The following is a 20527-nucleotide window of genomic DNA, read 5'->3' as shown; positions in this document are numbered from 1 at the left end:
TTACATATACTTTATAAAAATTGTTGCTTTATGCTTTTCTAGCCAGTTTTTAACAACATCAGGATACATCTTTTCCTTTATTTTTTTCACGATCTCATCTTTCAATTTATCATCAATATCATATTTACTCTTAAAATTTTCTATAAATAACAAAGTAATCTCACCATTATCTTCTATTTTTATGATATCACCTTCTTTATGTCCTTTAACTTTTTCTCTAATATTTTCAGGTAGATGATTCAATTTTATCCAGCCAATATAACCTCCAGATTTTGCTGTTTTATCAACAGAATACTTTATAGCAGCATCAGCAAAAGACCCTTTATCTTTTAAAAATTTCTCAATTTCATCTAACTTGTTCTTATCTTTAATTTTTATAATCCTCAACTCAAACTGGTCATCAAGTTTCAATTCCTTATTATGCTCATCAATATAATGTCTAATATCCTCTTCTGTCACAACAAGCTTTGGTAAAATTATTGCATGTCTAATTCTGGCATTTAAAATCTCATTTTTGAGCTGATACTTATATTTAGCAAGTGTCAAATTGTTTTCTTCCAATACCTTTTCTAATTGCTCAATCGTAATGTTATTATTAGTTAAAACTTCATTTAAAGCATTTTCAACTTCTGCCTCACTTACTTTAATACCTTCTCTTTCAGCAGCAATTTCAAGTACATATTGATTTACCAAAAAGTCCAAAACCTCTTTATAATATTTTTTTAGTAATTTTTCTTTAGTTGCCTCATCTTTTATTGAATAAATCTTTTTTACCTGCTTTGGATTAAAACTTTCTACATCATACTGTGTAATTATTTTATCACCAACAATAGCAACAACTTTATCAATTATTTTTGATTGAGCTATTGTCGCTAATAAGATTAAGATTATCAACATTAATGGTAATTTTCGCATTTTTTTTAAGTACCTCCACATAGTCATTTATAAATTTTTCTACTTTTTCCGCAAATATTTCTTGATATAATTTAGGTTTTAAAACCTCATAGCCTACTTCTACTTCCTTTTTTTTATCCAATACTTGGAATATATGATAACCATAGTCAGATTTATAAACTGGACTTATCCTTTTTATCCTTAGCCTTTTAATCTTCTGGAAAATATCTGGCATATCCTCCAATACAATATATCCTAAATCTCCTCCTTGGTCTTTCTCTGGCCCCACAGAATATTTCAAAGCAACCTCTTTAAAACTTTTTCCTCGAAGTAAAGCTCTTCTAGCATTTAGAGCATCTTTATAATTTGTTGTTACAATATGTAAAACATGATACTTTACTATGGATTTTTTAGTTTTATCTATTTTTTCATATTTAATTTTTACCTCATCTTCACTGACTGTAATATTTTTTTCTATCAATTTGTTTAGCCATTCTTTTACAATCATGCTTTCTCTTAAAAGCTTCTTATATTCATCTAAAGAAATTGGAAAATCAATAACAAATGAATCTTCTCCGATCTTCTCTATTTTATTCATAATACTATTCAGTCGTTCACTACTAACCTTAACATTATTTTTTTTAGCATCACTCAATAATAATTGAAATTTAATAAACTCATCAATGAATAGTCTCGTTAAATTATCTTTATTATAATCATCTTCTGTAATACCAGGGAAACTGAAATATATAAAATTCATCACATCGTTGCGATAATAAGCATTATTATTAATAACTACAACAGCTTCATCTAAATTTATTATTTCTTCTACTTCTTGTGTACTCTTATTATCAGAACTTTTTTCAACCTTCCCACTTTCACAACTAAAAATAAAAAGAAGTAAAATGATAAAAACGCTTAAATATTTTTTCATACCTTTTCAGCAACTTTCATATAATCTTCAAAAAACTTTAATAGCGTAATCAAAAATATACTATCCCCTTTATAAGCAATTATTAGAGTATCACTATTTTTAAAATTAGCAACTAACTTATCATTATTTTGTAATTTTGATAAGAAAATATTTACATCTAAATCACATTTTTCATAAAAAACAATATTTATACTATTCTTAAAAATAGTCGCTGACTTTGCACCTAATTTGGATAATAAATTTCTCAAACACATTATATATATTAGATTCATAGTTTCTTCTGGTATATCTCCATACAAGATTTCCAAATCTTCAATAATATGTTCGATTTCTTCAAAATTTTTTAGTTCAGAAATTCTTCTATAGTACTCGATCCGTTCTCTATGAGATGGGATATAAGATACAGGGATATAGTGAGGGATATTAGCATTTATTTCTGTTACATTTGTATCAACTTTATCCCCCTTCAACTCATTTATCGCATCATTAATCATCTGCACATAAAGCTCATAGCCAACATTTACCACAAAACCTGATTGCTCTGCACCTAACAGATCTCCAGCACCTCTAATCTGCAAATCATAAGTTGAAATTTTAAAACCACTTCCTAAATCGGACAACTGACTTATGATTTTTAATCTTTTCCTTGCCACTTCATTGATTTTTGCATTTTGAGGAATTCGCAAATAACAATACCCTCTTTTATTACCTCTACCAACTCTTCCTTTCAATTGATAAAGCTGAGCAAGCCCAAAGGTGTGAGCATTATTTATAATAATTGTGTTCGCATTTGATATATCAAGGCCATTTTCGATAATTGTTGTACATACTAAAATATCCACATCACCCTGATAAAACTTTTCAAAAACTTCATCTAACACTTTTGCATCCATCTGCCCATGGGCAATAGCTATATTTGATAGAGGGAATTTTTCTTTGAGCATATAGGCTATTTTTTCTATATCTTCTACTTTATTATGTAAAAAATAAACCTGCCCACCCCTTTTTAATTCTTTTAAAATAGCATTATTCAACTCTTCATCGTTTTTAATAATCTTTATTGAAACAGGCTCTCTATCCTGCGGAGGAGTGTTAATTATGCTCATATCCCTTAAACCGCTTAAAGACAGCTGCAATGTTCTGGGTATTGGCGTGGCTGTTAATGTCAAAACATCTATATTGCTTTTTAATGCCTTTATTTTCTCTTTATGGTTTACACCAAAACGCTGCTCCTCATCCACAATTAGTAAACCTAAATCATAAAATTCTACATCTTTAGAAAGTAATCTATGTGTCCCAATAATTATATCTATCTCCCCTTTTTTTAGTCTTTCCAAAGTCTTTTTTATCTCTCTTGATGTTTTAAATCTCGAAATATAATCTATTTCAACAGGCAAATCTTTAAATCTTTCTATGAAATTTTGATAGTGCTGTCTTACTAAAACAGTTGTTGGAGCCAAAATAGCTACCTGCTTATAATTTTCTACAGCTTTTGCAGCAGCCCTTATTGCCACCTCTGTCTTTCCAAAGCCCACATCTCCACAAACAAGTCTTTCCATAGGGGTTTCACTTTCCATATCATTAAAAACTTCATTGATAACAACTAATTGATCCTCTGTTTCTTCGTAAGGGAACCTAAGTTCAACCGTTTTTAAAATCTCCCCACTTTTTGTAAAAGCAAAACCTTTCCTACTCTTTCTTTCCGCATAAATTTTTAAAATATCAACAGCTAATTTTTTAGCACTCTTATATGCCTGCTCTTTTAATTTTTTCCATCTATTTGACTGAAGATTGCTTAGCTTTGGAGTAGCACCTTTTGTACCGATATATTTTTGTAAAAGTCCAATATTTGAAATGGGTATATAAAGGTTTTCCCCATTTTCAAATTCTACTTTTATATAATCCCCCTTTATCCCACCTATCTCTTTATTTTCAATACCGCGATATATCCCAATTCCATAATCAACATGAACTACATAATCCCCTTCTTCTAAATCAGAGATATTGGTCTTAAATACCTCTTTTTTCTTTGTTTTTTTTGCTTTCTTTTGAAAACCGAATATCTCATAATCCGTAAAAACAGCCAACTTATAGTTTTCGCTGATAAAACCACCTGAAAAGTTTGCATCAATTATCAAAACACTACATTTATCTAAATCGTAAAATTTACTCCCCTCAACAAATGCTATTTCATGCTCTTTTAAAAATTGTGTAAATATTTCTTTAAACCGCTTATTATTAAAAGAAATAACTGCAGAATATCCATCTTTTATTAAGCTTTTTAGCCTCTCGATAAACCTTTCAGCATTGTTATAAACATTTGTCCCTTCAGGTGTAAAAAAATTAATAGAGGAAGATACTCTAAAGGGGAGTTTTTCTGAGCGCTCATCAACTTCACTTAAGATAACAAACTCATGTTCATCCAAAAATGCTTCTAATTGATTTTTAGAAACAAAAATTTCTTCATAATCATAAGAATGATGAGATTCCTCAAATTTATCTAAAAGGTAATCAAAATAATTTTCTATTTTATTTTGAAAACCATCCCCTAAAAAATAAACTTTGTCGATTTTCCCCATGTATTCCCAAAAAGGGGTAAGTTTTTGCACATAAGGGGCATACCAATGAACCCCTGCAAATTTACCAAATTCTTTAATTCTTTCTCTTACAGTATCATCTTTAATATTTTTTATTAAATCCTCTTCATCACATAAAATTTCATTTGCAGGTAAAATATCAATAGCATCAACATCTTTTACCTTTTTTATTGTAACAGGATCGAAATAATAAATAGCTTCTAATTCATCATCAAAAAACTCACATCTTACAGGATATTCTTCATCTATCAGAAAAATTTCAAAAAAATCCCCTCTTTGTAAAAATTCCCCTTTATCAGTTACATATTCAACTTCAACAAATCCCAAATATCCTAAGATATATTTTAGCTCATCAAAACTGATGATATCTCCAACTTTCAATGAATAAATGGAATTTTTAAAATCATTTTTTGTAAATACTTTTTTCAAAATTGAATAAAATGTTCCAACAACTACCTTTTTATCATTATCAGCTATTAACTTTTTTAGAGATGTTACCCTTTCTGATAAAACAGTTGATTCAATTTTTACTTCATCAAAAGGCTCATGTGTGTATTCTGGAAAACTCAATATTTCCATATCTGGCAAAAAAAAGTTTAACTCCTGAACAACTTTTTCCATTTCATTTCTGTTTTCACAGATAATAAGACTGCTATTTTGACTTTCTTTAATTAACTTCCTTAATAAAAAAGATTTTGATGATCCCCAAAGTGACGAAAAAACAGATCTATCCATTATTTGCAATATAAATCAATAATCTTTTCTATAATATTTGTTGTTGCAAACCCTTCCACAAAATTTAAAGAATAAACCTCTCCACCATAGCTTTTTACAATATCAGAGCCAACAATTTCATCCTCTTTCCAATCACCACCCTTTACAAGCACATCAGGTTTTATCTTTTTAATAATGTTATAAGGTGTATCCTCTTCAAACATAGTCACATAGTCCACAGGTTTTAAAGAAGCCATTAATGCTGCTCGCTCTTTTAAACTATTTATAGGTCTTTTCTCCCCTTTTAACCTTTTTACAGATTCATCGCTATTTAATGCCACAATTAAAATATCTCCCAGTTCTTTTGCTTTATAAAGATAAGAGATATGTCCATAATGCACTATATCAAAACATCCATTCGTAAAAACAACCTTTTTCCCTTTTCTATCAATCATATTTACTAATTTATCCACATCAAAAATGATATTATCCATTATTCGTCCTCTAACATATCTGAAAATCTACCAAACATAATCTCATCAACAAGCTCACAAATTATATGTGCTGCAGCAATATGCATCTCTTGTATCCTTGCAGTATTATCTGAATCCACTACTAAAAGTAAATCACAAAGCCCATTCATTTTACCACCATCTTTACCAGTAAAACCGATTGTTTTAATATCATTTGTTGCAGCATACCTAAGGGCGTTTATTACATTTTCTGAGTTACCACTGGTGGAAATCCCCCAAACAATATCCCTTTCATCAGCTATGGCCATAACCTGTTTTAAAAATACCTGATTAAAATCGTAATCGTTACTTATAGATGTTAGCACAGAAGTATCAGTAGTCAAAGCTATTGCTGGAAGCGATGGTCTTTCAATTTTGAATCTATTTATAAACTCTGCAGCAATATGCTGGGCATCAGCAGCACTTCCTCCATTGCCAAAAATAAGCAGCTTACCTTCTTCCATAAAGCAATATGCAATCTCTTGAGCTATTGCAATAAGCAGATTTTTATTTTTTGCAGTAAATTTGTTTAATGTTTCTTTCATCTCTTCAAATATATTTTCTACAAAGGATTCCATCTTTTACCCCTACAACTTTTTAGCTGCCTTTGTGGCTAGCTCAGATCTTTCCCCTTTTATCAAAGTTACTACCGCTGCAATCTCATCATCTTTAAATTTATCCACAACATAAGTCAATCCATTTGAATGATAATCTATATACGGATTGTCTATCTGATAGGGATCACCTGTCAAAATAACCTTTGTATTCTCACCTGCCCTAGTAAGTATAGTTTTTATCTCATGAGGGGTTAAATTTTGGGCTTCATCCACTATAAAATATTGGTTTGGCATACTTCTCCCTCTGATATAAGTGAGAGCTTCAATTTCTACAATATTTTGATCAAGAAGCGCCTTGTAAGAATACCCTCCTTCATCACTGGATAAAATTAGCTGTAAATTATCATACACTGGTTGCATCCAGGGGTTTAACTTCTCTTTCAATTCTCCAGGCAAATAACCCAAATCTTTCCCCATCGGGAAAATAGGCCTTGCCACAAGAAGTTTTTTATAGACTCTATCATCCGCAACCTTTTTAAGTCCTGCAGCTATTGCAAGTAGTGTTTTCCCTGTGCCTGCAATCCCCATCAAACAGACAAGCTTTATAGAATCATCCATCAATGCATCAAAAGCAAATTTTTGCTCGGCATTTCTAGCAAATATCCCCCATATCCCATCTTTGTACTCTTTAATTTTAACAACTTTACCATTTTTCTTAGAATACTTTCCAAGTGCAGTATGCTTCTCATTTATTTCTGAAACCAAAAACAGATACTCGTTTTCATCTGCATCAATTTCTATTTCAAGCTCATCATCTTTATAAAATCTATTTATAGAATCATCACTAACCACAACTTTTTTAGCACCTTCAAAAAAACTTTCTATTTCTACCTTATCCTTTTCATAATCTATTGATTTTATCCCCAAGACATCAGCCTTAATCCTTAAGTTTGCATCCTTGGTAACAAAAATAACCTCTTTATTCTCTTTTTCCTGCAAATACTTAGCCACAGAAAGTATAAGGTTATCAGCTTTATCACTAATTAGCTCATCTGGTATCAAATCTTTTAAATGATGATTACAAACATTGACCCTTATTATAGAGCCATTTTCTATCTTAACCCCTTTATTTAGTTCTCCCAAACTTCTTAGCTCATCAAGCTTTCTTGCTACAAACCTTGCATTATAACCTGTTTGATCCATGTGCTTTTTAAAAATATCTATCTCTTCAATAACTGTAATCGGAATATTAATAACACTGTTTTCAAAAGTAAAAATTGAAATCGGATCATAAAGTAGCACATTTGTATCAAAAACATAATTTATCATTTCTCACCCCAATTGTTATATTAACTTACTTATAACAGAAAATATAAAGATTGAAAATTATAATCTAGATTTAAAAAGATAAAAACTGTTATTCCTCGCAAATAACAGTATTTTTCCCAGCAGATTTAGCCTTATACAAATTAATATCCACCCTTTTAATTACATCTTCAAAAGATTCCCCTTTTTTGCGCAGCACAACTCCGAAACTCGCAGTAATTCTTTCCTTATCTAACGGTGCATCCCATTTGTATTCTTCAAGCTTTGCTCTAATCCTCTCTGCAACCATATAAACACTTTTGATATCATTCACCACCGCAACAATAATAAACTCCTCACCACCGTATCTAACAGGTATATCTCCCACTCTAACCTCATTTTTAATAATTTTTCCAATCACACTTAACACTTCATCCCCAACATCGTGCCCATAAATGTCATTTATTTTTTTAAAATCATCAATATCAAGCATTATAAAACCAACAGATGGTATTTCACCCCTATCATGTAAAGCAAAAAACCTCCTAATTGTTTCTGTCAAATAATATCTGGTATAACATCCCGTTAATGGATCGTGTATAGAGAGTTCATAAAATTCTTCACGCTCTTCAATCAATTTTCTTCTGATAAACTCTCTTTCAAAAGCTATACTTAAGAAATTTATAACTTTTTTCAGGATTTCTAAAATATCCTCGTCAATAGAAATAGGTTCTTTTAAATCCAACTTCATAACAGCAATAATTTTATCACTTTCAACTTCAGGAATTGGTATATAAAAAACATTTTCAATATTTAAATAGTTGGGATATTTTTCATAATATTCACTCATTTTTAATTGTAAAATATCTTTAACATATTCTTGTTGTTTGATTTCTTCCCATATTGATGGAGTCTCAGCTAAGAAATAAAAAAGTTTCCCTTTATAATCAATATAAAATTCAATACTATCAAAATCAAAAGCACTCCTTAATTCTATAACAAACTCTCTAATAAGCTCAGTAAAATCTTTATAAGTTGCCATTGTTTCCAAAAAAGCGTTTAAAATTTATTTAACTTTCTAAGCTTTTCCAACTCAGTACTTGTTTGAGTAAGTAAAAAAAGCCCACAATCAAGATTTTTCATTTTATTTATTATAGGTTTTATCAGATCTCTTTTAATAATTGATCCATGCTGAGGAGCAATTAAATCAATATCATACTTTTCAATCTTTTTTAAACTATGTACTAAAATCTCTTTTGATGGCATATAATGTTCATGAAAGGCAGTTATTGAATCAAAATATTTAATATCTTCTGCAAAAAGTTTGAACCCATCTGTAAATCCACCAAACAGATCACTAGAAAATAAAACTTTGCTTTTTTTATCATAAGTACAGAAAGCACCAGGGAAATGACAATATGGTGTAAAGATAAACTCTAATTCTCTCCCACCTGCGTTTAACTTCCAATTTTCCTTTTCCACACATATCATAGGAATATTGAGGTTGTAATGCTTCAATAAAGCAATAGCTCTCCAATGGCTAACAATAACTGCATCATCTCTAATCAAAAGATCTTTTATCATTTCCAAAGACGCTGTAATATCAGGGTCTTGATGCTGACATACAAAATACTTTATATACGAAAAGGGTATTATTTGCTCAATCTTCTCTAATGAATATTTAAAAGTTATCTTAGAACCTGGATCTATTAAAATAGATTCTTTACCATTTAAGATTAAATATACATGACATTGAAAAGGGTCATCTGGCAATTCATGCCCAACCCAAAAAATATCTTCAGCAATCTCAACTGGGTCTATCAAGTTATCATTCATATTAAATTATATTAAATTTATTTAACGATTGCAACAAAGTTTAATAAATAAAAAAGGGACCTTTCGGTCCCTTTTTGTGGGGGAGTTATCTATTACTATGGGAGGATGTCCATACTTGATGGGTGTACAATAATAATTAATTTTCATTTGTCAATAAAAATATTAACAATAACTAATAAATAAAAGCATTTAGTTTAGTAGTAAATCTAACTTCTTGGTATTAAAGCTTTTATATATTCATTACATTTAAAAAAATAATTTTTACCCTAATTTTATAACTTTTTTATAATATCCTTAAATTTTAGCTTCACTAAACCAACAAATAAAAAGAGAGGAAAAAGTTTGGAACAATCTTTTGCAGCTTACTTTTACAGCATCTCTTATTATAAAATTTCCAAGCATAATCTAATAGGTCAAAAAAACTGTTTTGTGCTAAAATCTCTTTATAAATTTTTATCGCCTTTTCCCTTTCCCCAATTACATCATAAATCATACCCAATAAAAGTTTCACATTTCCATTTCTATAAGTATCAAGTTTATTTGATTCTATAATTCTTTTTAAAATTTTCTTCGCTCCAATATAATCTTCAACTTTTATCAGTAAAACCGATTTTAATAATTGTAAAAAGTAACTACTATCAATCTCTAAATCGGATTTATTGATAAGTGCCAAACTGGAATAATACCCTTTCCCTGAATATAAATTATCCATAACCTTTGTAACAAGTTCATAAATCTTATAAGTTTCTTCATCATGATTTGTTTCAATATTATCTAACTCTTCTAATTTACCTTTAAACAAATCGGTCAAATTATATTTTTTAAACACACCAATAGAAGCAGGTGGTGGATTATCACCAACCAAAATATAATCCTTATTAAAATCGATCACTGCAGAGGAAACTGTAAAGCTGTTTGCCACAGTATGCCCAAATATATCATTATCTTTCAAATAATAATCATTATTATCAGAAATCAATTTTACCGCATCATTTTCATTAAAAAAATCTCTATTTCCTGTTAATTCATAAAGTCTTTTATTTCTATAATGGTTATTCTGAATCCAGATGTAAGAAGGGTAAAATTCTGATTTTTTCAATTTTTCAGAAATGTAAAAATTGTTATAATGAAACACAGGCTTATCTATTTCAATAAAGTCAATATCTTTTGCACTAATTTCAGAAATAACCCCTTTATTTTCTCTATGACTGTAGTTAATTATTGTCCAACCAGAAACAGTCCTTTTGTTTTTTAAAATCTTTTTCACATCCTCAATACATTCTGCCTTAGTTATTACCTGATATGAGAGATCCATAATAAAACTTCCCTTCAGACTCACATCCTGAGTAAAAAGCATATGAACAGATTGAGAAATACCTGCCTCATTCACTGCAGTAATACCTATTACAGGCAACCCCCACGTCGTAATATTCACACTTGGAACAACATTAGCTAATCTATAAGTCATAATAGTATGTTGTGATGTCCAAAAAGAACCTCCAAAATAATCCAAATTTCTGCAGTGCATTGTTGAATTTTCATCACTTTTTAATAATGATGTAGTACACCCCAAAAATATATCAGGGATATTCCTAAATTTCATCTTCCCAGCTTTCACCATAAAAAATGACAAAATATCTGGAAACATGATGGTATATAACAATTCAGTTCTTGATATACCATTTATAACTGCATATTTTTCCAAAAAATATTTATATTCATCACTAAGCTTTTTCCAAAAAAGCTTTGCTAAAATCTTCAAGCTTTTTGCTATCGATTTTGCCATCGCTGGATTCATCTGAAGCTTAAACAAAGATTCAATGAGATTTTTAAAATAATTAAAGCTTTTTTCAAAACCATCAGCTTTTAAATCTTTATAATCTTTAATATCCCACAATTTCATAAAGATTTTTCCCACTCAATAAGTTTATGTTTGTTATCTAAGCCATAATAAAAACCACCTAAACCATTTTTAGCCACCACTCTGTGACAAGGGATAATCAAAGGGTAATTATTTTTTGCCATCGCACTACCCACAACTCTTGCCCCATTTTTTATCCCAGATTTTTCGGCAAGTTCTCCATAAGTAATCGTCTTACCATAACTCACATCTAAAAGATTTTTATAAATCTTTAAAAAAGTTGAATTAATTTTTTCCGTTACAACCAAACAAAAAACATCAATATTTTCAAAAGGGTACTTTTTAAAATATCTCACAATATCAGCAGGCAGTTTTTCTGTTTCATAATTATCATAATCACCAAATAATATTTTAACCTTTTTTATTTTCCCTACCATTTTATCAAAACTAACTTCTGCACTAAAAAAATCTGTAATTCTTATAATACTCATTTACCCCTCTTTTCTTTCTAATAAAGCTATACTTTCAATATGATAAGTATTTGGAAACATATCTATAAACAGATACTTTTTCAGATCGTAATTATCAGAAAGCCTTAAAATGTCTCTAGCCATTGTGGAAGGATTGCAGGATACATATATTATTTTTTCAAATCTGTTTGAAATAGCATCAATTACAGGTTTTGAAAGTCCAGTTCTTGGTGGATCAACCAACAGTGTATTATATGTATTAATATCCATCTTTTTTATATTTTCTGCTTTACTGCCAATTATATCAACATTTTCAATATTCAACTTTTTCAACAAACCGATAGCTTCTCTATTCTCTTCAATGGCCAATACAGCTTTTGCTTTTTTAGCAACTTTATGAGTAAAAAAGCCACTTCCAGCATATAACTCTAAAACTTTATCATTTTCATCTACAAAATTAACAACTACCTCAGCAAACTCTCTCAACAAAAATCTATTTGACTGACTAAAAGAATCAAATCCTACATAATAATAAAAATCACCCACATCTATTTTTAGTAAACTATCCCCTAAAATTTTATTTTTAGCTTTTAATCCTACTATGTTTTTAAAATTCTCGAGATTTTCTAATTCACTATCAGTATTTAATAAAGCCTCACTTTCTTCATTTTCAATAATATAACACTTATTAATCTCACTTTCTTGGTATTTATTTGCGATTTTTGATATCTTCTCTACAACTGTTTCTTTGCAAATAAGACAGTCGGTAATAGGGGTAAATTTATTACTTTTAAAACCTAAAAAACCAAATTTACCATTTTTTAGTCTAAAAGTAGCTCTAAACCTGTATCTAAACTCTGGAGAAGTAATTACACCATCAATTTTAAACCCTTCTACCTTCCTAAAAAAGTTATTAATTAATCTCTTTTTTATTTCGATTTGGTAATCATAATCGATATGACCAAATTGACATCCGCCACATTCATTAAAAAATTTACAAGGAAACTCTCTTCTTAATTTTGAAGGTTTATGAATTTTGATCAGTTTAGCGAAAGAATGGGTTTTCTTTTTTTCAAATATTTCAAAGTCTACTACATCCCCCTCAACTGTTTGAGGGATAAAAACTGTAAAACCGCCATCAACCTTTGCAACGCCATAGCCACCATAAGCGGTATCTGTAATTTCAACATTTTTATAAATCATCGAAAATCATGAAATCACAAAAGCTCTATCCCAATCCTTCAAAACTGGGTCATACCCTTTAGATCTAATGACATTTATAATTTCATCTACCGTTCTATTATCCTCAATGTGAAACTGTTCAGCATTTTCATCTTCTTTTAGTGTATATCCACCAGGCTCTGTTTTAGAACCTGCACTCATTTGGGTAACACCAAGAGGAATTAAATTATCCCTCAAATTTGCAGGCTCTCTTGTTGAAATTACAATTCCCACATCGTGCAAGAATAACCTCATCGCAAGCATCGACTGCACAAGATTTTTATCGCTAATCTCTACAAAGGGTGTTTTTACACCTGGAGCCTTCCTCATTCTAGGAAAAGAAACTGTAATATGCGTTTTCCAATATTTCTTCATCAAATACTTAGCATGAAGACCAACAAAAAATTCATCCACTCTAAAATCCTCTAACCCCATCAAAGCTCCAATCCCAACTGTCCTCATCCCAGCTATGGCACCTCTTTCAGGCGTTTCAAGCCTCCATAAGAAATCTTTCTTTTTCCCTTTTGGATGTATTTTATCATAAGTTTCTCTGTTATATGTTTCTTGATAAATTGTAAGATAATCCACCCCTACATCTATCAGCTCTTTATAACCATTTATATCCAATGGATAAATCTCTATCCCTATTGATGAAAAATATTTATTACAAATTGAAACAGCACCTTTTAGATACTCAAGAGTTGCTACATTTGGAGCTTCTCCAGTCAACAATAAAATGTGTTTTATCCCAGTATCAGCTACTGCTTTTGCTTCCCTTTCTATTTCATCTTTCTTTAAGGTGATTCTTGGTATTTTGTGAAAAACATTAAAACCACAGTAAGTACAAGCATTTTGACACACATTTGAAAGATAAAGAGGAGCATAGAGTTTAATCGTTTTACCAAATCGCATCACAGTAATTTTATGAGCTTTTTGAGCCATATCCTCTAAAAACTTTTCTGCAGCAGGTGATAAAAGGGTAGCAAAATCCTCTACTGACAAATTTTCCTTAAATAATATATCAATAACATCATTTTCTCTACGAGTATAAATAAAATCCTTTATCTCTTCCCAGCTGTATTCTTTGTATATATCATAAAAACTCATTTATTTAACCTCTTAAAAAACCTGTCAAAGGGCTAGAAGCTTCAGCTTTTTCTCTAACAGGCGGCATACCAGCATCTCTAGCCATACATGCAGCTTCAACAGCCAATTTGAAAGAAATAGCCATTTTCACAGGATCCTTTGCTGTAGCAATGGCTGTATTTACCAAAACTGCATCAGCTCCAAGTTCAATAGCCAAAGCAGCATGACTTGGCGCTCCAAGCCCAGCATCCACTACCACAGGTACAGAACTCTGCTCTATAATTATCTTTAAATTTTCTTCAGTTTTAATCCCTTTATTTGTTCCAATAGGCGCACCAAGAGGCATAACCGTAACACAACCTATTTCTTCCAATCTCTTTGCAAGCACTGGATCTGCATTAATATAAGGCATTACATTAAAACCTTCCTTTACAAGAATCTCAGCAGCTTTAAATGTTTCTATAGGATCTGGTAAAAGATAATAAGGGTCAGGTGTTACCTCGAGTTTTACCCATGGCTCACAACCTGCTGCTCTTGCTATTTTAGCAAGCCTAACAGCTTCTAAAGCATCTCTTGCCCCAGATGTATTAGGAAGTAATAAATACTTTTCTCTATCAATATGTGAAAGGATATCATCTGAAGGGTTTTCTATATCCACCCTTCTTAAAGCAACGGTTACAATCTCTGCACCAGAAGCCTCTAAAGCTTCTTTCATCACCTGGCTATTTGGAAATTTACCAGTACCTATAAACAACCTGCTTTTAAATTTTCTGCCAGCTATCAGAATTTCATTTTTAAACATCTTTTCTCCCACTAAATAATTACTTATTGCTTATTAATTATTAATCTACCTATTTTATTATCTTTTTACATCTAAAACGGAACTGATTCTTTCACACATTATCCTCTATTTTTTATGATATTATACCTCTTTTACTCCTAATTTCAATCAATATAATTAGAAAAAATGATTAAGTCGCTTTGAAAAAAACTTTATTTCTAATTTTTATGTTTTGGTATGGGTAGATACTCAACACTTGGCGCTTTTTTCACAGGCTGAGGATATAAAGTCATAAGCTGCATTATCTCTTCTGGAATATCTGAAGAAACATTTAAACCAAGCTTTTTAGCCTCTTCAAATGTTATAGGGTAATCGTGAGTCCAAGTGCCTGTTGAAAGTAAATATGCAAGTTCTTTAGCCTTTTCATCACCATATTTATCAGCTAACAATTCATAAACAGCATTCTCAAGCTGGGAAACTGCCTTTTTTGCAACATCTGCCAATATTAGGGTTTTATCATCGATTTTATTAATATCCTTTTGCTCCAATAGTTTTAAAATAGATGCTGCGGGATACTCACCTAATTGTGGATCGACTGGTCCAAGTACTGCGTTTTCACTCATAACTATCTCATCAGCAGCCAAAGAGATTAATGTTCCACCACTCATTGCGTAATGTGGGACAAAAACTGTTACTTTCCCTTTATGTTTTTTGAGAGCTCTTGCAATCTGCAAAGATGCCAAAACCAAGCCACCAGGTGTATGTAAAATCAAATCAATAGGCACATCTTTATCTGTCATCTGAATCGCCCTTAAAACTTCTTCAGAGTCATCAACATTTATAAATTTATAAACAGGAAAACCCAAAAAACTCATAGTCTCCTGCCTGTGGACAAGCAAAATTACTCTTGAACCTCTTTTTTTCTCAATTTTTGCAATCAATTTCTGCCTTGCAGCTTCTATCATTCTCTGTTTTATAACTGGCTGCATTGCAGCAATCATAAAAAAGAGCCAAAACAGCTCATTAAAAGTCATATATCACCCCTACCTAAAATATCGATATAAAATTTCATCTGGGTAGTATTCTCTATAATCTGATTTTCTTTTAAAAAATCTATGAAAAATTATTCCAAAAACAAAGCCACCAATATGCGCCCACCAGGCAATACCTGTGGCATTTTGATTTGCTACCAAAGTAAATGTGCCTGAAATTACTTGCGAGAAAAACCAAAACCCCAAAAACACCACAGCTGGTATTTCAAAAAAAAGTGGAATAAAAAATAATGGGACAAGTGTTATTATCCTTGAAAATGGGAACATCACAAAATACGCACCCATTACACCAGCTATAGCTCCAGATGCACCCACTGCAGGAACCACAGAATCTGCATTAAACACAAAATGTGTAATACTTGCAGCAATACCTGACAATAAATAAAAAATAAGATATCTGAAATGACCTAATCTATCCTCAACATTATCACCAAAAATATAAAGCGTCCACATATTGCTAATTAGGTGAAACCAGCTGCCATGAAGAAACATATTGGTAAAAAATGGCCAATAATTATCCACATGTAAACCAGCAAAATAAGCCCACTCAGGATGAGTGTATCTTGCAGGCACTAAACCAAATATGTAAAAGAACCGATTTAATAAATCTGGTGGCAAAGAAACCTCATATAGAAACACAATAACATTTATAAAAATCAAAGCATAATTAACAAAAGGTGTTTCTCTACGCGGTATAATATCTTTTATCGGTAACATATGTTAATATTATAAATAAAGAAAAATAATTTTCAATAAAAATAAGATACGGCACCGCATATAAGCAGTGCCTTTAGAAAATTTTATAGATTTAAAACATCAAACATTGAATAGAAACCAGCTGGCTTATCCTTTATCCATTTTGCTGCAGAAAGTGCCCCTTTTGCAAAGGTATCTCTTGTATGAGCCTTATGAGTAATTTCTATTCTTTCACCATTGCCACAAAACATTACAGTGTGCTCACCAACAATGTCACCTGCTCTAATAGTCTGAATCCCTATCTCTTTATCTGTTCTTTCCCCAATCAACCCTCTTCTGCAGTAAACTGCATCGCTATCTAAGCTCCTACCCGTAGCCTTTGCTACAACTTCTGCCATCTTCATGGCAGTACCACTTGGAGCATCCTTTTTCATCCTGTGATGAGCCTCTATAATCTCTATATCATAAATATTACCAATAGCCTTAGCTACCATCTCAAGCACTTTGAAAGTCAGATTAACCCCAAGACTCATATTTGGAGCCAACAAAACTGGTATTTTTTCTGACAATTTTTTGATCTCTTCAACTTCGCTATCTTCAAAACCTGTTGTTCCAATTACTACAGGTTTACCTGCTTCTAAATAAGCCTCAAGGTTTGATAATGTAGCTGTTTTAAATGTAAAATCTATCAAAACATCAGAATCTTTTGCAGCTTCAACAATATTTTCAGTTATCTTTACTCCAAGATTACCTACACCAATAACCTCTCCAATATCTTTACCTAAAAAAGGGGATTCTTTTGATTCAACTGCACCACCAATCTCTATCTCACTATTGTCTAAACCAAGAGCTATAATTCTTTTACCCATTTTACCTGCAGCACCAACCATACAAATAGCTGTTTTACTCATAAAATTACCTCATCAATTTTTTAAACTAAGTCCCAAATCAAGTAATACTTTTCTAAGTCTTTCAGTATTTGCTTCAGTCATTGGAACAAGTGGTAATCTTATCTCATCCTCTATCAACCCCATCAAATATAGTGCCTTTTTTACAGGTATTGGATTAGTTTCAAAGAATATAGCTTTAAAAAGTGGGAAAAGTTTATAATGCAGTTCTTTAGCTTTATTTATATCGCCAGCAAAAAAGCTATCTACGAGCTCAGCCATAAGTTCTGGAACGATATTTGTGGCAACAGATATTACCCCTTTAGCACCAAGGCATAAAAGAGGGTAAGTCAATGAATCCTCACCACTTAATAATGCAAAACTATCATCTGTCCCAGCAATAATCTCAGCAGCTTGATCGAGAGAACCGCTCGCCTCTTTTACACCAACAATGTTTTTAATTTTTGAAAGCTCAATTACAGTTTCAGGCAACATATTTACAGCAGTTCTACCTGGAACATTATACAAAATGATTGGTATATCAACAGCTTCAGCAACAGCTTTAAAATGCTCATAAAGCCCTTTTTGAGTAGGTTTGTTATAATAAGGTGTAATAACTAAAGCAGCATCCGCACCTGCTTCTTTTGCATGTTTTGTCAAAAATATTGTTTCATGGGTGCTGTTTGAACCAGTGCCAGCAATAACAGGCACCCTACCCTTAACCTGGTCAATTACTATATCGATAACCTGACAATGCTCTTCATAAGTCAGAGTTGCAGATTCGCCAGTCGTTCCACAAGGAACTATCCCATCAGTCCCTTTTTCAATTTGAAACTCTACCAACTCTCTAAGTTTAGCTTCATCCACCTTACCATCTTTCATAGGTGTAACTATAGCTACAATACTCCCTTTAAACATGACATCCTCCTCTTTAATACTCTAAAGCTTCTTTATTTAAATTACCTGTATATACAACCCTTGCTTCCCCTTCTAAAAATACTTTTCCATCTTCTAAATAGACTTTTAAAATCAAACCGCTACTTGTTTCAATTTCTACAGGGGAGTTAACAATCCCTTTCTTTACTGCAATTATAGAAGTTGCCACAGAGCCTGTCCCACAAGCCATGGTTTCATTTTCTACACCACGCTCATAGGTGCGAACTTTTAGCTTATTATCGCCTATCTTTTTGAAAAAATTTACATTTGTCCCAGCTGGCTTATAAACCTCATGAAATCGAATTTCTCTACCGTATTTTACTACATCAAAACTGTAAATATCATCTTTAACCTCAACAACAACATGAGGTACACCCGTATTTATACTGGAAACTGTTAATCTCTCCCCCAAAACATCAATTTCGTAATCTATCTTCTCATCAAATGGCTCAGTTAACTGAACTTTAACATTAAAATCATCCATTATTTCAGCTTCTATAATACCTGCTATTGTTTCAAACTTCATCTTTTTACCAGCTATTCCATTTAAATAAGCAAATCTTGCAGCACACCTTGAACCGTTTCCACACATCTCAGCAGAAGAACCATCAGCATTAAAAAATTGCCATTTAAAATCAACTTTATCAGAATTTTCTATCAAAATAAGCCCATCAGCACCAACAGATACACATCTTGCACAAATTTTTGGGATAAACTCTTTTAAGTTGATACCATTCATTTTACCATCACGGTTATCTATAATTATAAAATCATTACCGCTACCAGTCATTTTATAAAATTGTATATTCATAAACAACCCCTCATAAATCCTCTGATATAGATTCTGGACCTATCAAATCATCATAGGTTTCTCTTCTTCTAACAATATAATATTTATCTTTATTTACCAATATTTCAGGCACTCTTGGTCTAGAGTTATAGTTAGAACTCATAGTGAAGCCGTAAGCACCTGCACTCATAACTGCTATCAAGTCCCCTTGTTGAAAATCAGGGATATTTCTATCCTTTGCAAGGAAATCACCAGTTTCACAAATAGGACCTACAATATCACCATAAACAGTTTTATAATTGCACTCTTTGACTGGCTTTACATCATGGAAAGAACCATACAAAGTAGGCCTCATTAGATCATTCATGGCTGCATCAACAATTTTGAAATGTTTTAACTCAGTTTCTTTTGTATAAAGCACTTTTGTAACAAGGACACCAGCATTACCAGCTATAACCCTTCCAGGCTCAAACACCAATGTAACATCCAATCCTTTAATCACTTCAATTATTTTATCAGCATACTCTTTTGGTGAAGGTGGCATCTCTTCGTTATACTTAATGCCAAGCCCTCCTCCCAAGTCTAAATATTTTATATTTATACCTTTCGCTTTAAGATTTTTTACCATTTCAACCATAATTTTAGTAGCATCAACAAAAGGTGAAACATCTGTCAATTGAGAACCAATATGACAGTGAGCTCCCACTACTTCAATATTATCAAGGGAAGCTGCGTATTCATACTCCTGATAAGCATTTTCTATTGGGATACCAAACTTATTCTTTTTCAAACCTGTTGAAATATAAGGATGTGTTTTAGGATCAACATTTGGATTAACCCTTAAAGCTATCCTAGCTTTTTTATTTAATCTACCAGCTATCTCATTTATTTTTTCAAGCTCTTGGAAAGACTCAATATTAAACATTAAAATATCGGATTTTAAAGCAAATTCTATTTCTTCTTCAGTTTTTCCAACCCCAGCATAAACAATCTTTTTAGGATCAATACCCGCTTTAAGTGCCCTATATAACTCTCCACCTGAAACGATATCAGCACCACAACCAAGTTTTCCAAGCAAATTTAATACAGCAAGATTAGAATTTGCTTTTACAGCAAAACAGATAATATGCGGTACCTCTTCAAAACTTGCGTCAAAAACCTCGAAATGTCTTTTCAGTGTAGCAGCACTATAAACATAAAAAGGTGTCCCAACCTCTGCTGCAATCTTTTTTAGAGGGACTTCCTCACAAAACATTTCCCCATCTTTGTAGTGAAAGTGATGCATACAATACCCCTTTATTTTTTTTCATATCATTTAACATTAATAATTATTTTTGTCAAAGACAAAGCCACAATAAAGCTAATAAAAATCCAATTTTGATATGTTTATTAAAATAT

Annotated in this window: 19 protein-coding genes; all 19 read right to left on the bottom strand. The window is 31.5% G+C overall.

Features of this window, described 5'->3' with window-relative positions; genetic code table 11:
- Window positions 1–915: a SurA N-terminal domain-containing protein gene (locus OWM07_RS02285; RefSeq protein ID WP_423302058.1), complete on the bottom strand. Its 915-nt coding sequence runs from the start codon at window positions 913–915 to the stop codon at window positions 1–3.
- Window positions 845–1828, bottom strand: coding sequence for a peptidylprolyl isomerase (locus tag OWM07_RS02280; RefSeq protein ID WP_423302057.1), 984 nt, complete (start codon window positions 1826–1828; stop codon window positions 845–847). The genes OWM07_RS02285 and OWM07_RS02280 overlap by 71 nt, the downstream gene beginning before the upstream one ends.
- The gene (gene mfd / locus OWM07_RS02275) at window positions 1825–5160 is read right to left on the bottom strand and encodes a transcription-repair coupling factor (protein ID WP_423302056.1); all 3336 of its coding nucleotides are present in this window, start codon (window positions 5158–5160) and stop codon (window positions 1825–1827) included. The genes OWM07_RS02280 and mfd overlap by 4 nt, the downstream gene beginning before the upstream one ends.
- Window positions 5160–5633, bottom strand: coding sequence for a D-glycero-beta-D-manno-heptose 1-phosphate adenylyltransferase (gene rfaE2, locus OWM07_RS02270; RefSeq protein WP_423302055.1), 474 nt, complete (start codon window positions 5631–5633; stop codon window positions 5160–5162). Before rfaE2 ends, mfd begins: the two co-directional genes overlap by 1 nt.
- Window positions 5633–6229: a D-sedoheptulose-7-phosphate isomerase gene (locus tag OWM07_RS02265; protein ID WP_423302054.1), complete on the bottom strand. Its 597-nt coding sequence runs from the start codon at window positions 6227–6229 to the stop codon at window positions 5633–5635. The genes rfaE2 and OWM07_RS02265 overlap by 1 nt, the downstream gene beginning before the upstream one ends.
- A 9-nt stretch (window positions 6230–6238) precedes the next feature.
- Window positions 6239–7537 (bottom strand): PhoH family protein, encoded by a 1299-nt coding sequence (locus OWM07_RS02260; RefSeq protein ID WP_423302053.1) that lies wholly within the window; start codon window positions 7535–7537, stop codon window positions 6239–6241.
- Between the two features lie 88 nt (window positions 7538–7625).
- Complete coding sequence (locus tag OWM07_RS02255; protein WP_423302052.1) at window positions 7626–8555, bottom strand: GGDEF domain-containing protein; 930 nt, start codon at window positions 8553–8555, stop codon at window positions 7626–7628.
- Between the two features lie 17 nt (window positions 8556–8572).
- Window positions 8573–9349 carry an oxygen-binding di-iron domain-containing protein gene (locus OWM07_RS02250; protein WP_423302051.1) on the bottom strand — a complete coding sequence of 259 codons (777 nt, stop codon included), beginning with the start codon at window positions 9347–9349 and terminating at the stop codon, window positions 8573–8575.
- Between the two features lie 310 nt (window positions 9350–9659).
- Window positions 9660–11252 carry a hypothetical protein gene (locus OWM07_RS02245; RefSeq protein WP_423302050.1) on the bottom strand — a complete coding sequence of 531 codons (1593 nt, stop codon included), beginning with the start codon at window positions 11250–11252 and terminating at the stop codon, window positions 9660–9662.
- Complete coding sequence (locus tag OWM07_RS02240; RefSeq protein ID WP_423302049.1) at window positions 11249–11701, bottom strand: methylated-DNA--[protein]-cysteine S-methyltransferase; 453 nt, start codon at window positions 11699–11701, stop codon at window positions 11249–11251. The genes OWM07_RS02245 and OWM07_RS02240 overlap by 4 nt, the downstream gene beginning before the upstream one ends.
- Window positions 11702–12883, bottom strand: coding sequence for a class I SAM-dependent RNA methyltransferase (locus OWM07_RS02235; RefSeq protein ID WP_423302048.1), 1182 nt, complete (start codon window positions 12881–12883; stop codon window positions 11702–11704).
- A 6-nt stretch (window positions 12884–12889) separates the two neighbouring features.
- Window positions 12890–14008 (bottom strand): 2-iminoacetate synthase ThiH, encoded by a 1119-nt coding sequence (gene thiH, locus OWM07_RS02230; protein WP_423302047.1) that lies wholly within the window; start codon window positions 14006–14008, stop codon window positions 12890–12892.
- 4 nt (window positions 14009–14012) lie between these two features.
- A complete protein-coding gene (locus OWM07_RS02225; RefSeq protein WP_423302046.1) occupies window positions 14013–14789 on the bottom strand; it encodes a thiazole synthase in 777 nt (258 codons plus the stop codon).
- 197 nt (window positions 14790–14986) lie between these two features.
- The gene (locus OWM07_RS02220; RefSeq protein ID WP_423302045.1) at window positions 14987–15802 is read right to left on the bottom strand and encodes an SDH family Clp fold serine proteinase; all 816 of its coding nucleotides are present in this window, start codon (window positions 15800–15802) and stop codon (window positions 14987–14989) included.
- A gap of 9 nt (window positions 15803–15811) precedes the next feature.
- Complete coding sequence (locus tag OWM07_RS02215; RefSeq protein WP_423302044.1) at window positions 15812–16537, bottom strand: rhomboid family intramembrane serine protease; 726 nt, start codon at window positions 16535–16537, stop codon at window positions 15812–15814.
- An 83-nt stretch (window positions 16538–16620) separates the two neighbouring features.
- Window positions 16621–17427, bottom strand: coding sequence for a 4-hydroxy-tetrahydrodipicolinate reductase (dapB, locus tag OWM07_RS02210; protein ID WP_423302043.1), 807 nt, complete (start codon window positions 17425–17427; stop codon window positions 16621–16623).
- Between the two features lie 12 nt (window positions 17428–17439).
- Window positions 17440–18321: a 4-hydroxy-tetrahydrodipicolinate synthase gene (gene dapA, locus OWM07_RS02205; RefSeq protein WP_423302042.1), complete on the bottom strand. Its 882-nt coding sequence runs from the start codon at window positions 18319–18321 to the stop codon at window positions 17440–17442.
- 13 nt (window positions 18322–18334) lie between these two features.
- The gene (dapF, locus tag OWM07_RS02200) at window positions 18335–19150 is read right to left on the bottom strand and encodes a diaminopimelate epimerase (RefSeq protein WP_423302041.1); all 816 of its coding nucleotides are present in this window, start codon (window positions 19148–19150) and stop codon (window positions 18335–18337) included.
- Window positions 19151–19160: 10 nt separating this feature from the next.
- Window positions 19161–20414 carry a diaminopimelate decarboxylase gene (gene lysA, locus OWM07_RS02195; RefSeq protein ID WP_423302040.1) on the bottom strand — a complete coding sequence of 418 codons (1254 nt, stop codon included), beginning with the start codon at window positions 20412–20414 and terminating at the stop codon, window positions 19161–19163.
- Window positions 20415–20527: the final 113 nt, after the last annotated feature.

Source organism: Deferribacter thermophilus (genome assembly GCF_049472675.1).
In the GTDB taxonomy this organism is placed as follows: Bacteria; Chrysiogenota; Deferribacteres; order Deferribacterales; family Deferribacteraceae; genus Deferribacter; species Deferribacter thermophilus.
This window is presented reverse-complemented; position numbering and strand designations above follow the sequence as displayed.